At 58.0% G+C, this 15,967-nt stretch carries 14 protein-coding genes; 10 read left to right on the top strand and 4 right to left on the bottom strand.

Annotated features, from left to right (window positions below; genetic code table 11):
• Positions 1 to 73: 73 nt before the first annotated feature.
• The 3 genes from A9Q02_RS17740 to A9Q02_RS17730 form a co-directional block, all read right to left on the bottom strand.
• Entirely contained in the window at positions 74 to 1,090 is a 1,017-nt protein-coding gene (locus A9Q02_RS17740) for an N-acetylmuramoyl-L-alanine amidase family protein (RefSeq protein ID WP_097654421.1), read from the bottom strand.
• Between the two features lie 126 nt (positions 1,091 to 1,216).
• Positions 1,217 to 2,434 (bottom strand): transcription termination factor Rho, encoded by a 1,218-nt coding sequence (gene rho / locus A9Q02_RS17735; RefSeq protein WP_245860652.1) that lies wholly within the window; start codon positions 2,432 to 2,434, stop codon positions 1,217 to 1,219.
• Positions 2,435 to 2,654: 220 nt separating this feature from the next.
• Complete coding sequence (locus A9Q02_RS17730; RefSeq protein ID WP_097654419.1) at positions 2,655 to 3,671, bottom strand: DNA-directed RNA polymerase subunit alpha; 1,017 nt, start codon at positions 3,669 to 3,671, stop codon at positions 2,655 to 2,657.
• 278 nt (positions 3,672 to 3,949) lie between these two features.
• On the opposite strand from A9Q02_RS17730, the gene A9Q02_RS17725 reads away from it, so the two are divergent.
• Positions 3,950 to 4,513: a 2'-5' RNA ligase family protein gene (locus A9Q02_RS17725; protein WP_172451098.1), complete on the top strand. Its 564-nt coding sequence runs from the start codon at positions 3,950 to 3,952 to the stop codon at positions 4,511 to 4,513.
• Here the strand turns inward: A9Q02_RS17725 and A9Q02_RS17720 are convergent.
• Positions 4,404 to 6,581: a heavy metal translocating P-type ATPase gene (locus A9Q02_RS17720; RefSeq protein ID WP_097654417.1), complete on the bottom strand. Its 2,178-nt coding sequence runs from the start codon at positions 6,579 to 6,581 to the stop codon at positions 4,404 to 4,406. The genes A9Q02_RS17725 and A9Q02_RS17720 overlap by 110 nt on opposite strands.
• 334 nt (positions 6,582 to 6,915) lie before the next feature.
• Between A9Q02_RS17720 and aroB the strand changes: the two genes are divergently transcribed.
• From aroB to A9Q02_RS17675, 9 genes are all read left to right on the top strand, one after another.
• Positions 6,916 to 8,052 (top strand): 3-dehydroquinate synthase, encoded by a 1,137-nt coding sequence (gene aroB, locus A9Q02_RS17715; protein ID WP_245860650.1) that lies wholly within the window; start codon positions 6,916 to 6,918, stop codon positions 8,050 to 8,052.
• Between the two features lie 539 nt (positions 8,053 to 8,591).
• Positions 8,592 to 9,575, top strand: coding sequence for an AAA family ATPase (locus tag A9Q02_RS17710; RefSeq protein WP_097654416.1), 984 nt, complete (start codon positions 8,592 to 8,594; stop codon positions 9,573 to 9,575).
• 2 nt (positions 9,576 to 9,577) lie between these two features.
• Positions 9,578 to 11,725 (top strand): anti-sigma factor, encoded by a 2,148-nt coding sequence (locus A9Q02_RS17705; RefSeq protein WP_097654415.1) that lies wholly within the window; start codon positions 9,578 to 9,580, stop codon positions 11,723 to 11,725.
• 19 nt (positions 11,726 to 11,744) lie between these two features.
• Entirely contained in the window at positions 11,745 to 12,533 is a 789-nt protein-coding gene (locus tag A9Q02_RS17700; protein WP_245860648.1) for an FAD-binding domain-containing protein, read from the top strand.
• 8 nt (positions 12,534 to 12,541) lie between these two features.
• Positions 12,542 to 13,009 (top strand): hypothetical protein, encoded by a 468-nt coding sequence (locus A9Q02_RS17695; protein WP_097654414.1) that lies wholly within the window; start codon positions 12,542 to 12,544, stop codon positions 13,007 to 13,009.
• Positions 13,006 to 13,290: a molybdopterin converting factor subunit 1 gene (moaD, locus tag A9Q02_RS17690; RefSeq protein ID WP_097654413.1), complete on the top strand. Its 285-nt coding sequence runs from the start codon at positions 13,006 to 13,008 to the stop codon at positions 13,288 to 13,290. Before A9Q02_RS17695 ends, moaD begins: the two co-directional genes overlap by 4 nt.
• Positions 13,265 to 13,675 (top strand): molybdenum cofactor biosynthesis protein MoaE, encoded by a 411-nt coding sequence (locus A9Q02_RS17685; protein WP_097654412.1) that lies wholly within the window; start codon positions 13,265 to 13,267, stop codon positions 13,673 to 13,675. Before moaD ends, A9Q02_RS17685 begins: the two co-directional genes overlap by 26 nt.
• A 21-nt stretch (positions 13,676 to 13,696) precedes the next feature.
• On the top strand, positions 13,697 to 14,530 hold the full coding sequence (gene mutM / locus A9Q02_RS17680; RefSeq protein WP_097654411.1) for a bifunctional DNA-formamidopyrimidine glycosylase/DNA-(apurinic or apyrimidinic site) lyase: 834 nt from the start codon (positions 13,697 to 13,699) through the stop codon (positions 14,528 to 14,530).
• Positions 14,531 to 14,633: 103 nt separating this feature from the next.
• A complete protein-coding gene (locus tag A9Q02_RS17675; protein ID WP_097654410.1) occupies positions 14,634 to 15,281 on the top strand; it encodes a response regulator in 648 nt (215 codons plus the stop codon).
• Positions 15,282 to 15,967 lie beyond the last annotated feature (686 nt).

Here is a 15,967-nt window from a genome sequence, read left to right as displayed (position 1 = left end):
ATTTTACACATAAAAAACAGCCAGCAAAGCTGGCTGTTTTTTATGTGTAAAATATGATGTTACATGCTGTGTCTTACGGGCGCGGGTGGGGTGGTTCAAGTGGTTCGCCCGTGTCGCGGACGGCACTAGATCTGATCCAGCCGAGATCCCATGATCCCCCGTGCGTAAAGACGAGATACCAGTCAGCTTCGCGGCTTTGGGCAACTTGGACGAGTGGCTGCGCAGGGCCAACCCGCAGAAGCGGCGTCTGGCGTTCGTCAGCGCGCGGGAAGATGGGCGTATCGGCGGCGATCGGCCGCAGCATGGCTAGCCCAATCGAGGCCCGAGCATCAGGATCTGCCGGGTGGTACGCCTCTAGGTATGCCAGAATGCCCTTGGCTAGACCTGTTGCCATCCGTTCGGGTTGCTGAAAGATCAGCACCCGGTCATCAGGATGGGTCATAAACCCTGCTTCCAACAAAACGGCTGGCGTTGTCGGGGCAAGGCTGTGCCAGTAGCGATAATAGGCAAAGGCATAGTAGGCCCGCATATCATACGATGGCCCAAGCGGATCAGCCGGCAAGCCTGTGGCCGCAGGATATGTTGTCGCAATGGCCGCTTCAAGGCGTTGCGAGGCAAGAGAAGCCCGGAAGGGCGTCGCCACCTTCCAGCCCCGTCGTGTCGCCGCCTGCGCCCCGGTCACTCCATCAACGTGGATACTCACAAAGACATCAGCCTCATAACCAATTGGTACGGTTGCAGGTAGCAACTCGACAACGACCCCTTCAGCCTCAAGCTGATCGCGGGTCAACTCGGCGATCACAAAATTAACTTCCCACTCATCGTAGCCGCGGTAATAGGCCCCAGAAAACCTGCGCAGGGCAGCCTGCTCATCAGGATGATCTTCGATCTTCCAATGCCCAACTTGCAAGCCTACGACAGGACGTAGGTCGGGTTGGGGTGTCGCCGTTGGCGTTGGCGGCACCGTTGTGGGCACTGGTGTTACCGTGGGTCGCTCGGTCGCCGTTGGTACCTGCACGACTGACTCAGCCGCGGGCAGGCTATGTTTTGGCAAGACGGCGGCGGTGGACCGAGGCGGTTCAGTTGGCATAGGAAGAGCGCCGGACGCAGGTACCAGACCACACGCACCCAGGATCAGGCTCATCAGGAGACACAGGATCAAGCCAGAGCATACTGGAAAGGGTTTTCTCACCATAACATGAAATCGTAGACGTCGCTAATCGCGTTTGCCGAGGGTGGCAAGAAAATCGGCATTCGAGGTCGTTTTCGCCATGCGGGTGAGCATCAACTCGGTGCCATCATTGTCGCCCATCATGCTCACCATCCGGCGCAGTGCGTAGGTCTGACGCAGCGTGGTCAGATCGAGCAGCAACTCTTCGCGGCGCGTGCCCGAACGATTGATATCAATCGCAGGGAAAATGCGCTTCTCGGCCAGCTTCCGGTCGAGATTAAGTTCCATATTACCGGTGCCTTTGAATTCTTCAAAGATCACATCATCCATTTTGCTTCCGGTATCCACCAGACAGGTCGCCAGGATCGTCAACGAGCCACCCTCTTCGATCGCCCGTGCCGAACCAAAGAAGCGTTTGGGTGGATAGAGGGCGACCGGGTCAATTCCTCCCGAAAGTGTCCGCCCACTCGAAGGCATCGCGATATTATAGGCTCGGGCAAGCCGGGTGAGCGAGTCCATCAAAACGACCACGTGGCGTTTATGCTCAACCTGGCGACGGGCGCGTTCGAGGGTCAACTCGGCGACCCGAATATGATCCTCGACCGGCTCATCAAAGGTTGCCGCAATGACCTCTCCCTTGACCGAGCGTCGCATATCAGTTACTTCTTCGGGGCGTTCACCGACGAGGAGAACAATCAAGCTCAAATCGGGATGGTTAGCCGTGAGCCCATTGGCAATGGCTTTGAGCAACATTGTCTTGCCGGCCTTGGGCTGGGCAACAATCAAACCGCGCTGACCGCGCCCAATCGGGGCAATCAGATCGATTAACCGCGTTGAGAGAATCTGAGGTTCCGTCGCAAGCATCAGTTGTTCGTGTGGATGGATCGGGGTGAGTCGTTCGAAGATCGGGCGCTGTTGCGCTACTTCGGTCGAGACACCATTGACATGCTCGACCCAGAGCAACGACGGATAGCGTTCCCCTTCACGTGGGGGCCGGACACGACCCGCAATGACATCGCCGGTGCGCAAGGCAAAGCGCCGGATCTGTGATTGAGCCACATAGATATCATTGCTGCCACCGGGCAGTAGCCGCGGGCCTCGTAAAAAACCAAACCCTTCGGGGCCAATCTCTAGCACCCCACTACCGCCTGTGGTTGCCGCCAATTCTGGCCCACCAGCCAGTTCGCTAGCTTGGGTAGGCGGCGTTGGCAGTTGGGCCTCCTTTTCGTCAGGCGCAACCCCCTTCTTTGATCCTCTTGGCATAGGCGCTCTTTCTCCTTTCATCTGGACAACACCAGACAAAACGCACACGATGGAGTGTACGAGACTGCGATGTGTATACACGAGCAGGTAGTAGCACGCACTGGTGAGGGAAACAGGAGTGACACGGTGTCGTGTGCTTCCTGGTTATGCTGTGCATAAGGGACGGAGAGGATGGCATCCTCTCCGCGAAAATCTAGCTAAACGTATCGGGAATGATGACTCACGAGGTTGTTGATGGTTCGGTATGGTCAGACAAAAACTCGTGTCCCTCGTGTTCGCTGCCTTCGAGGGCAAACTGATCGCCAGTCTCAAGGTAGCCAAAGGCGGCGAGACGCAGCCGAATCTCTTCGACACCCTTGGGCCCCAGATTGCGAATACCCTGGAGGGCGCGGTCATCAAGTTCAAGCAGGCGCCCGATCGTCGTAATATCAGCACGACGCAGACTATTATACGTACGCGTACTCAACCCTAGTTCGTCAATCGTGCGATTATATACATCAGCAGGGATCGCACGGCCCACAGGAGCGACTACTTCAGCCGAGGGTTCAGGTTGATCAAAGATCGCAATGCGCCCAAAATGCTGGGTCAATACCTGTGCAGCATGCCCCAACGCATCACCGGGCTTGATGGTGCCATCTGTCCAGATCTCAAGAATCAACCGGTCATAGACGGTATCAAAGCTCTCCCCGACCTGCTCAACCAGAAAATTGACCTGTGGTACAGGATTGAAGAGCGCATCAATCGCAATTTCGCCAATACTGAGACCACTATTATTATCGGCAAGGCTGGTACCACGCCCGCGCTCAGCGGTCAACTGCATTTCAAGCATCGACTCATCGTCAATCGTACAGAGATAATGCTGAGGATTGACAATCTCGACGGTGCTCGGTGCATCAATATCACTCGCAAACACTGGGCCAGGGCCGCGCTTGACGAGTTGCATCGTGACGGCACGCTCAGAATATGACCGCAGGCGGATGCCCTTGACATTCAAGACCAATTGCGTGCCATCTTCAATGACCCCTGGGATGGTCGAAAATTCGTGAATCACCCCGCCCAGTTTGATCCGCGTGATGGCAGCCCCTGGGATCGACGAAAAAAGAACTCGTCGCAATGCATTGCCCAGGGGGATGCCATGACCCCGTTCGAGTGGTTCAATCGCAAAACGTCCATAATTCGTACCCGCCGCAATCAGGTGTACCCGCGGCTGGATGATCAACGGCTCTGATTTCTGCATAGCGCTCTCGTTGTCTCTGCTCGCTCTGATCCATGATCCTGCGCCCAGGATCATCGTGTTCTGTTACGTCTGGATCGTATGAAGGATAACAGTGGCTATCAACACTAATTGGGCCGAACGCATCTGCGTCGCCCATTCAGCAAGTGAGTGACTTATTTTTGATCACGTGCATATTGTAGCGCATCCCTGTCATTTTGCAACTATCCGATGTTGACGCTGGCGGGTATAATATGCCTACAGCGGCAAGTTCCCTATGCCACCAACTGAAATGCAAGGCGATGCACACAGGTGTTATCGAGCTTTTTTTGGATAGCCACGCCGAGGCTGCGGTCCGTGACTTGTGGGCAACGCTGTCACGTTTGCTTGGTACGCCTCGGCTTGATGCGTATGGCATGCGTCCTCATGTCACGGTTCTTGCCGGTTCTCAGTTGCATACCTATACGCTACGTCCCCTCCTTAGCGCAATCGCAGCCACCACTGCCCCGTTCGAGATCAGTTTTGCCACGGCGGCAACCTTCCTCGCACGTGATGGCATTGTCTTTCTTGCCCCCACACCCACCCTTGCCCTCTTGCAAATCCAACAGACGCTCTACCAGGCGGTTGTTGCTACTGGTATGTCAGTGGGGAGCCACTATGCCCCCGAGACGTGGATCCCCCACTGTACGCTGGCGGTCGGCCTGACTGATGCTCAGGCGGCTCGGGCGATCGCAATCTGTCGCGAGTATGTTGTTGCTATCTATGGGCGGATTGTGGCCCTGGGTGCGGTCGATATTCGTCCTGAACAGCCGTATGAACGCTATGTGCTGAGTCTTTGTGGAGGAGCCGGGCCGAGTTCGCCATGATGCCTAGATCAGGTAACGATTGGGCTGCGGCGGCAACAATGGGCGGCAAGAAGCCCAGGGCCGCCAGGCTCAGGCCAACCAGATTATAGGCTACGGTAAACCCGAGGTTACCACGGACAATGCCCATCGTCCGTCGTGAAAGGGCGAGCAACTCGGGCAGCAATGCCCAATCGTCTCGCATCAAGGTGATCGGGGCGGTTGCAATCGCGATGTCAATCCCGGTCACGCCCATCGCGATCCCAATATCGGCCTGTGCCAGCGCCGGGGCATCGTTGATGCCGTCACCAACCATGATGACTGTATGCCCCTGTGCTTGATACATGCGCACCAGCGCGAGTTTGTCCTCAGGCAATAACTGGGCACGGTAGGCAATGCCAAGCTGCTCGGCGAGAGCTGCTGCCGTTGCTTCACGATCGCCGGTCAGCATGACGATCTCGTGCAGCCCCATGTGCCGTAAAGTTGTCAGCGCACGCGTCACGTCGGGCCGTTCGGTATCTGTGGCGACTAGCACCCCAATGCATTCACCGTCCACAGTCACGTAGAGCAAGCTGCCGCCTTCAGCCTCACGCCGTACCACTTCTGGGGTCAGCGTCTGTTCACCAACCAGGGTACGGGCACTGCCGATCATCACTTCTTGCCCGTTGATCGTTGCTTTGATCCCAACTCCTGGCACAACGCTAAAATTGTCTGGGGCTGCGAGGGGCAGGTTGCGCTCACGTGCTGCTTCGCGTACCGCTTCGGCCAGCGGATGTTCTGAATAGCGCTCGGCTGTGGCGGCGAGTGTCAGCAGATCGTTTTCGTTCCATTCGGGGTGGCAAGGCACAATATGGGTCAGCGTCGGACGCCCCATCGTCAACGTACCGGTCTTATCTACTAGCAGCACATCGGCGCGGGCGAGCAATTCGATGTACCGGCCCCCTTTAATCAATAATCCGCGCCGTGCGGCATTGCCGATCGAGGCAAGCATTGCGACTGGGGTCGCTAGGGCAAACGAGCACGAGCAGGCCACAACAAGGACGGCTGCCGTTGCCAGCGGATCACGTCGCACGAGCAACGTCAGGAGGGCGAGGCCAAGCACCACCGGGAGAAACCAGGTCGCAAAACGATCGGCCAGGCGCTGCACATGCGCTCGGTTTGCCTCGGCCTCTTCGACCATCCGAATGACCTGCCCAAAGGTGCTGTTTGCCCCGATGTGCAGTGCTTTCACCCGTAGGCTGCCGAGTTGCGCAATCGTCGCCGCATAGACCTGCACGCCAGGGCCTACCTCGACCGGCATCGACTCGCCCGTAATCGCGGCCTGATTGATCAGTGCCTGACCGCTCACCACCATACCGTCAACCGGGATTTGTCCTCCGGGGCGAACAATGACCGTCTCTCCTGGCCGCACCTCAGCTACGGGAACCTGATATTCTCCGTCCTCGCGTTCAACAAGCGCCATCTGTGGGGCCAGTTCATTGAGTTTGCGCACCGCTCGACGCGCTTGCTCAGCGGTCAGATGTTCGACATAATCGCCGATGCGCATAAAAAAGACCACGACAGCCGCCGTCGCCCACTGACCAACCGCGAGGGCCGCGACAACCCCGGCGGTCATCAGCGTATGGGCAATGATCTGGCGACGCCAGGCCGCACGAACGACATTGGCAAAGACCGGCCAGCCAGCCACGAGTACCAGGCTTGCTCCGAGCCAGAAGGGTACGACTTCGGTTACGGCCTCAAGCAGACCGAGCCATTCACCCACCACCACGATCAGTACCACGGCACCGAAGATCAGGCCAAAGATGGTGAAGACCTGGCGTGTCAGCGTTGCCCCAGTTCCACTCACAGAACCTAGCTCACCAGCAACTTTGGGATCAGGCACGCTATACCCCGCAGCCTCAATCGCCGCTCGCAGCGCCGGCAACGTGACCAGCGCCGGATCACCACGAATAACCGCCCGCTCTGCCGATAGCAGCACCGTCGCATGTTCCACGCCCGGCAGGGCCGCCAGCGCATGCTGCACATGCGCCGCACAATCGGCACAATCCATGCCACAGATGTTCACCTCGATCACCTCAGTGGTGGTGCTCATGGTAGGTTCCTTTTCAGGGCTCGTGCCCTAACATGTATGCTTGAGGGCTGCGCCCTCAAATCTGATTGCTTCCGGTCGGTACAAGCTAGCGTCGCTAGCTTGTACCGACCGAAAGCAACGAAATCTAACCCCTCAAACCTGCCAGAGGTGTGCGCCGGGACACGGCTCTGTTCGCCCAAGGATCGCGGCGGCGTATACCTGCAGGTTTCCTTGCGGGAACAGAGGCTGAAGGTTATGTTCAAGGACCTGCGCCATATCATGCTACTCATTGTACAATGAAGAGTATCGTAGCATCCGTCCCTTTTGATAGAGAAAGCTGCTGGTTGAACAGTCTATGGATAATGCTGCCGAGACGTTGATGGTGACGATGGAACGTGCCCGCTATCCGGTGCTGGTCGAAGCCCAGGCTCTGACGACTCTCCCTGAATGGTTGAAGAACCTCGGTTTGCGTGGGACGCTCTGGCTGGTTTGTGATGAGGCTGTGGCGCACCCGTATGGGAGGCCACTGGTGGCGATGTTGCGTGCGGCAGGCTTCACCGTGAATTTTACTACTGTTCCCTCGGGTGAGGCCAGCAAGAGTAGTGCGCAACTGGGCTTGCTCTACGATTGGTTGATTAGTGGTGGCGTCGAGCGGCGTGATACCATCCTGGCGTTGGGCGGGGGTGTGATCGGCGATCTGGCCGGTTTTGCCGCTGCCAGTGTGCTGCGTGGCATTGCCGTGATCCAGCTACCGACGACGCTGCTGGCAATGGTTGATGCCGCCGTTGGTGGCAAGACCGGAATTAATCACCCACTTGGCAAAAATCTGATTGGAGCCTTTCATCAACCACAGCTTGTGCTCGCCGACACAGCAACCCTGGCAACGCTTGCCCCCCGCGAATTGCGTGCCGGTTGGGCCGAAGTGATCAAGCATGGTGTGATCAGCGACGCCAGCCTCTTTGCTGAACTCGAAGCGCTCGCTGTTGAGCGTGGCTGGAATCTGGCGGCACCTGGAGGCTGCTGGACGCCTGATGATGACGACCTGACGATGCGCCTGACCGCCATCATTCGGCGGGCCGTGGCGGTGAAGGTTGGCGTGGTGAGCCGCGACGAACGCGAACAGGGCGAACGGATTACCCTCAACTACGGCCATACCATTGGTCACGCTGTCGAAGCATTGATGGGCTATGGCACCTTGCTGCACGGCGAGGCTGTGGCGCTTGGTATGCACGCCGCTGCCCGCCTTGCCCTTGCGATGAAGCTCTGTAGCGCCGATCTCGTCCAGCGCCAGCAAAACGTCCTCGGTGCCTACGGTCTCGCTACGACCATGCCCCCTGAACTTGATCCCTCGGCGATCCTCGCCCTCACCCTCCGCGACAAAAAAGTCCAGGCTCGCCGGGTGCGCTGGGTCTTGCCCACCGCTATCGGCCATGTCGTCATCCGCGATGATGTGCCCGAGGCGCTTGTGCGGGATGTCCTTGTTTCAAGGTAAGCCGCCTACGGCCAGGGCTTTGGGGCCGCAGGCCCCGGGCATCTCGCCTACGGCAGTTTCTGCCGTAGCCGGAAACGGCTTGGCTTCTGGGACGCAAAGGCCGCTTTCGTAGCCTGATCCAGTTGGTGCAGGCCGACTTCGTACGCCGTAGCCGAGGGGGTGTGTTTTTCCAGCAATGCACCCGCGCAAGCCCACGAAGGTGACCTTTGCCTTGCTCGCCGAGGTGTTTACGCCCACGGCACGGGCGGCTCTCCTCAAACGGTGTCACCTGCCCTGCGCATAGTTTCTGATAGAGTCCCCCGCCGCAGTGGTGCTTGCGACGCCGTAGTTGGCGCGGGATGGCCCAGACCTGGGTTCTCGCGTGCGCGGGAATGACGGATCACGTGCGCAAGACCGTCCTGGGTTCCCGCGTGGGCGGGAACGACGCTCCGCCGATAGACCTAACAACGCATACCCCGCAGGGCCAATTGCACTGTGGTATACTGCATGAAGATCCCAGTGCATCCTATGTAAAGATGTTTCGCGAATTTTGAGGCTACATGGTCATCATTAAGGAGTTTGCCGAGCGTATCTTTCAGAATGTCGAGCGCGTCATTATTGGCAAGCAGCAGGCTGTTGAACTGGTGCTTGTTGCGCTGCTCTGCCGGGGCCACGTGCTCCTCGAAGATGTGCCCGGTACCGGTAAAACTGTGCTCGCCAAGAGTATTGCCCGCTCGATTGGTGGGACATTCAAGCGTATCCAATTTACACCCGATCTGCTGCCTTCTGATGTGACGGGTGTGTCTATTTTTAACCAGCAAAGCCGCGACTTTGAGTTTCGTCCCGGCCCGGTCTTCGCCCAGATTGTGCTTGCTGATGAGATTAATCGGGCGACACCCAAGACGCAGAGCGCTCTGCTCGAAGCGATGGAGGAGCGCCAGATTACGGTGGATGGTGAGACGCATCCGTTGCCTTCGCCCTTCATTGTGCTTGCCACCCAGAATCCGATTGAGTATGAAGGTACTTTTCCGTTGCCCGAGGCTCAACTCGATCGGTTTTTGCTCCGCCTCCATCTTGGCTATCCAGATCGGCTCGATGAAATTGCCATCTTAAAGCGCCAACGTCAGATGCATCCACTTGAAAGCTTGCCCATTGTGGCGGAAATTGATGAGTTGATCGCGCTGCAACAAGCGTTGAAAGAGGTCTATGTTGATGATCTCATCGAGGAGTATATTGTCGCGGTGGTGACGGCGACTCGTCACCACGATGATATTTATCTCGGGGCGAGTGCCCGTGGTTCACTGGCTCTCTATCGTACGGCCCAGGCTAGGGCAGCGATGCGCGGCCACGATTTTGTCTCGCCCGATGATGTCAAGGCCCTGGTCGGCCCGGTCCTCGGCCATCGTATGATTGTTAGTCCGTCTGCACGAGTGCGGAGCGTGACTGCCTCGGCGATTCTCGATGAGATCCTGGCTTCGGTACCGGTGCCAGGGGCTCGCTCGGGGCGCCGCTTTGACCGCGCTGGTGCAGTCTTGAGTCGTTGATCATGGCTATCGCTGCTGAGTTTATCGAAGAGACGCTGGCGCTCTATGGGTCTACGCTCTATCAGGTCGCCCTTGTTGCGGCTGGCGATGAGCGTCAGGCGTCCAGGCTGCTCAAGGCGCTGATCAAGGATCTGCTGGCTGATCCGCCTGATCTGCCCGTTGATGAGCCTGCGCTCCTGGCGCGTGTGCTGATCGTGGCCGACCGCGAGCAGGCCCGATCACAAAAGCAGCGCCCGCTTCGTTTGCCTGTCGATCTGCCGCCCCTCTATCGGAGTCTGCTTGGTCAGCCATTGCAAGCACGGATGGTGTTGACGCTCTATCTGTTGCGTGGGTACGATGGCGCTCGTCTTGCAACGGTGCTGGGGATGGAACCAGCCGCAGCACGCGAGGCCCTGATCGCTGCTGCAAGGGCGCTCGGGCCTGCCGCTGGGATGTCGCTGACTGACCGGGTCAGTAGTGAGTTGTGCGCGCCGGTGCGGGTGGTGCTGGCTGATCCGTCGGTTGGTTCACGCCAGACAGGGGCCGTGCGCGGGCATCTCGCAACCTGTGCGTTCTGCCGCACGTTTGAACAGACCTGGGGCAAGCTGTTGCCTGCCCTCGAAGCAGCCCTCCGCGAGGCGCTGCGTGACCAGTTGCTGCCCGATGCGCTGGCGCACAAGCTTGTGCGGATTGCGACGCCACCCACAGAGCGCCATGCCTTCAACTGGCGTGCATCGCGGATGGTGCTGGTGCCCGTCAGTGTCTTGGTGCTCATTGCGATCCTGGTCTTGCCTGGCTTTCTCCGCCAACCAGTGCAGGTCGTTGAGCGTACTGCAAGCGAGCCAGTTGATGCTCAGGCTCTCATTAGTCGGGCCATCGAACGGTATACAACCCCGCAACAACAAAATGGGGTCTGGTATGCGCGCTACGAAACGCTCTGGTATTTCAGCGACTCCCTCGTGGCACCTATGCGCGCCGAGATGTGGCTTGATCCCCGCCTGCCGGCCCGTCATCGTTTGCAATTGAGCCACCGCGACGGCGGGGCACCATATGAACTTCAGATTGGTGATGGGGCGCGCCGCCTCTCCTATGCCATTGACTCAGCCTATGTGCCTTCACTCTATGGGTCTTTGGTTTCAGGATGGAGTGAAGAATATCCGATCTTGCTTGATCAGGATGTTGATGCGGCGGGTCAGGTGCGTGCCCGTGATGAGCGCCTCCTCACTGGGCCGTGGTTGATTCCGCTTCATTACCTACGTCAGGCCCAAACTGCGCCTGATCTGCGCCTGCTTGGAAGGCAACAGGACGGCGGGCGGATGGTGCAGATTGTCAGTTTTTCTGGCACGAGCCCGCTTGGGTTGCCGCCTGCCGATGATGCCGAGAGTGCCCGTCAGGTGGTCATTTTGCTGGCTTTTGATCTGCAACACGGCCTGTTACGGAGCGCGACGGAGTTGCTTGGCCCCGCTGGTGGAACCCAGACGAGTCGCGTGACCTGGAAACTCCTGGATGAAGGCTTTATCCTCAATGCCGAGCAGATCCGTGCCGCCTTTGCGATTGAACGAGCATGGACTGGCATTGGTGAGTTTAGTGAAGCGCCGCGTTTTGCAAGTGCCGATCCCGCTTTGCCCTTGATTCTAGAACGGATTGTCACCGATCCTGACCGTATGCTTACGATCGCAACGCCGCCCTGGTTACCGACCTCGCCTCCAGCGGCGGATCGGGCGCTCTTGTTATGGTTGACCGGTACGGATCTGATCGATATGCCTATTGCGTTGATCTATCTCGGCGAAGCGCAGCGTTTGATGCTGCTTTTTGGCTATGACGAGACGCCGACCGGTGAAGACGAGGTAACGGTGGGCCCCTGGCAAGTTACGCTGCAACCCGGACTCAACCAGCGGTATCGCGTCGCACTGCGTCGTGACCCTGATCCTGTCAGTGACGCCGAGGCAACCAATGCTGCCATACCGCCGAACCTTGTCGATCCAACAGCCTTTATGCTCATTGAGGCGACGGGTTTTACGCGTGCCGAGTTGCTTGCGTTGATTGCGACCTTGCGCCCCTTTGATGCGGAACAGCTCGCGAACCAGCGCCATCTCTTTGCTGGGCCTGATTTCGGTAGCCCTGAGGCGCACGGATCAGGCCCAGCAACACCATTACTACGCCAACCTTGAAGTATGGTATCCTGCCACTATGATGCGTCTGCAAACTGATCAGCCAACGCGTGCCGAACGCGCTGCCTATCTTGCCGAAGCCCTCGCTGGCCTCTATGAAGGCCCAGTTGAGCTTGCGCCTACCCCTGGCGGGCGCCGTGCCGCGCTCCGTCGTCTGCGTGACTTTGATCCCCGCGACTATGCCCGTACTCGCAATGATGTCGTCCGTCGTGGCGTCTCCTTGCTCTCACCCTATCTTCGCCACGGCATCCTTGGGCTCGCCGAGGTGCGAGATTTCCTCGTGACTCGTTTTGCGCCCGGCCCCGGTCTCGCCAAGTTTGTCAATGAATTGGCCTGGCGTGCCTTCTGGCAACTCGTGTATGCCGAGAAAGGCGAGGCCGTTCACCAGGATCTTGAGCCGGCTAAAGTGTCCTTGCGCCGTGAGCGAGGTGTGCCTGCCGATGTCGAACAGGCTGCGACCGGGTTGGTCTGCCTTGATACAGCGCTGCGTGAGCTCTATACCGACGGTTATATGCATAATCACGCCCGGATGTGGGTCGCCGCCTATCTGCAACATTGGCGCGGCATCGATTGGCGCGATGGAGCCGCGCTCTTCTACCGTCATTTGCTCGATGGCGACCCTGCCTCGAATAGCCTCTCGTGGCAATGGATTGCCAGTACCTTTAGCCACAAGCCCTATTTCTTCAACCGCGAGAATGTCGAGCGCTTCAGTGGCGGGGCCTACTGCGCCACCTGCCCCCTTGCTCGCGAGGGTTGCCCCTTTGATGCAAGCTATGAAGAACTCGCTGTCCGCCTCTTTGCTGAGTGAGGATGTCTATGCCGAATGCAATTGTCTGGTTACATGGCGATAGCCTCAGTTCGGTTGATCCGGCGCTGCTGGCCCTTCCTGAGGCACCGGCGATCTTTGTCTTTGATGAGCCTTTCTTGCAGCAGGCCCGCCTCAGTTTCAAGCGGCTCTTTTTTCTCTATGAGTCGGCGCTTGAGGCGCTTGAAGGCCGGAATGGCTTTGTCTATCGGGGTGAGGTTGTTGAGACGATCCGTACGTTTTGTCTAACCCACGCCGCCGACGAGATCCATGTGACCACGAGCGTCGCTCCTCGCTTCAATCGGTATGTTCAGCAGTTGCGTCGTCAGTTCAAGGTTGTTGTCTACCAACCTCAGCCTCTGGTACACTGGCGTGGCGCAGCCCCGCGGCGCTTCAGCGCCTTCTGGCGTCGGGTTGAGACCGAGGCGCTGCGCCCAACAGGTTCTGGCCCCCAAGCATATACGGAGCAATCGTCATGATCACGGTGCGTGTACGCTTTTTTGCCGGTCACCGCGATATTGTGGGCCAGGCTGAACAAACCTATGAGGTCGCTGATCACGCCACGGTCGCCGAGCTCTGGCAAACCCTGGTGACGGCCTATCCCCGTCTGGCTGGCTATACCGGTCGTCTGCTCTTTGCGGTGAATCAGACCTTCGTCGAGCCGTCTGCGCAACTCCATCAGGATGATGAAGTTGCGTTTATTCCACCAGTTAGTGGTGGCACAGAGGATGCCAATGCAGCCGTTCCTTATTACTGCTGAACCACTTGATCCTGCCCCACTGGTGGCGTATGTGACGACACCTGAAGATGGTGCCGTCGTCACCTTTGCTGGTGTGGCGCGTAACCATTTTGGCGGTCGGCCCACGGCCTCGCTCTACTACGAAGCGTATGCCGAAATGGCTGTGCCGGTTCTTACGCAGTTTGCCGATGAAGCCCGGACCCGCTGGCGTGTTGGCCGTATCGCTGTGCATCACCGGGTAGGCAAACTCACCATTGGCGAGACGGCGGTGCTCGTAGTTGTCGCGGCACCCCATCGCCACGAAGCCTTCGAGGCTGCCGAGTACATCATGGATCGGATCAAAGCGCTTGCACCGATCTGGAAACAAGAACATTGGGCCGACGGTGACGTCGAGTGGCGTGATTGAATTGTTGTTACGAAGAAGGCTATGCCAGAATTACCCGAAGTAGAAATTGCTGCCCGCTCGCTCGCCTCACAAGTCACAGGACGTACCATCGTTGGTCTTGAACACCTCGACTGGGAGCGCATGCTTGAGCCGTTGTCTGCCGAAGCTTTTGCTGCGATGATCAGCGGGCAATGCATTACGCAGGTCTCCCGACGTGCCAAATGGGTCTTGCTTCATCTCGCGAACGATCTGACAATGGCGATCCACCTGCGTATGTCGGGCAACCTGACCGTTCATTATCCCGCAGAACCGGCACGTACGCATGTCCATCTGATCATCGGCCTCGATGATGGGCGGCGGATCTTTTTTGATGACGAGCGCAAATTTGGCCGCGTACGCCTGCTTGATCCTGATGGCCTTGCCGCACTCGACGCGGCTCATGGCCCCGAGCCGCTCGCAGAGACCTTTACGGCGGCAACGCTTGCCCATATCCTGGCCGGACGCCGCACCAAAATCAAGCCCCTGCTCCTTGACCAGCGCCTCATTGCCGGCATGGGCAATATCTATGCCAGCGAAGCCCTCTGGCTTGCCCGCCTGCACCCCTTGCTGCCTGCTGTTGCGATTGATGCCAATGGTGTCGCGGCCTTGCATCAGGCGATTCGTGCCATCCTTACCCAGGCTATTGAACACGAGGGCAGTTCGTTGCGTAATTACCGTAATGGCTATGGACGTCGCGGCCAGCAACAGGACTATTTTCTTGTCTATGATCGCGCTGGTCAACCCTGTCAGCGCTGTGGAACCACCATCGAACGTGTGGTCATTGCGCAACGTAGCACCTTCTTTTGCCCGGTATGCCAGCTACGGCCTGAATTGTAAAAGCTTTTTAACCCTCGTCTTTTTCTGGTAATATGATAGTGGTACGCTCACGCAATCTCGCCATCCTAGCCCATCATCACATCCTACGGCGAAAGGAAGCATCATGCAGGCACAATTGCTCGTGGTCGGAGACGATTCCCTTATCGAGCTATCACGAAGCACGGTCACAGATAAAGAAGGGTTCACCCTGCTCGTTGCTCGTAGCCAGGCCGAAGCCCGTGAACAGTTGGCACAGCAGCATCCCGCCATTATCCTCATTGCCCAGATGCTTCCTGATGGGAGTGGCCTTGCCTTGTTGCGCATTCTGCAACAAGAGCGCTTCCCCGCTGTGCCGATCCTGGTTCTTGATGCCCCTGAAGTAGAGGCTTTCGGCCTCGAAGCACTGCGCACAGGTGCCTTCGCCTGTCTCTCTATGCCCATCAATGCAGATCTGTTACATCTAATGCTTGTTCGCGCCAATGATTATGCCTGTCTTTTGCAGGCGGAACGCGAACGTGAGCGTCTCCGCCTCCAGCAAGAGGCGATGCGTGCCGCAGCACATCACATCAGCCAACATCTGACCGTCATTATGGGTGAAACTCAGCTCTTGCAAGAGGAAAATCTTGACCTCGAAGTGCGGGCCAGCCTTGATCGCATCCTCCGTGCGACAGAGTATGCCGCCCATGAACTTGGTACGTTGCGTGCCAGCCAGCATCGGATCAGGCAAACAGACCCAATCCCGTCTACGGTTCATCAACAACGTAAAGGATGAGTTCCAGCTTGCCTTCACGCCATCTTCTTGCCTCGCGGTAGGGGAGATCGAGCGGCGGCACGGTGTGAAACATCTGGTTGTAGAACACCCATACCCGCCGGTATGACGCGATCAGTGGCACAGCTTCCTCGGTTCGCCAGGTCTGACGCAGCGTATAACCCTGGATGTGATAGAACTCATCGTAGTGATGCGCGCCAAGCAGGGGTGCATCTACGTCACCGGCGTGGTTTTAGCCATTATTAAGACACCTAAGATAAGGCTCTGCAATCACTAGTTTACATAATCCTAGCTTGAAGAAAGTGTAAAGAGTTTTTCTCGCCTAACAGCCTTTGCCCGTCGCCCGCCCTTGCTCGTGTAATAGCTTTTGCTCGTCGCCTAGCCTCTGCTCGGATGTAGGGATTTTGCCCGTCTAACAGCTTGTGCCCGTCGCCCGCCCTTTCCCTTGCCCTTTGAAACCACTTGCGCCCGTGTAACAGCAGCTGCTCTTCACTGACCTCTGCACGGGTGTAGGGCTTCCGCCCGTGTAACAGCCTGGGCGGTCACGTCAGCACTTGTTTTCGCTCCAGGATTGTCCTGGTTCCTCATGTCGGCCATTGTAACTATGCTAATCACTGCCTCGTTGCTCTCATCAACGCAACTGCCCTGATCAGGATGCCACAACCCTGATCAGGCGTGGAACCGTGGCC

Source organism: Candidatus Chloroploca asiatica (genome assembly GCF_002532075.1).
Lineage (GTDB): Bacteria > Chloroflexota > Chloroflexia > Chloroflexales > Chloroflexaceae > Chloroploca > Chloroploca asiatica.
The sequence above is the reverse complement of the archived record's forward strand: the minus strand, read 5'-3'. Positions and strand labels throughout refer to the sequence as shown.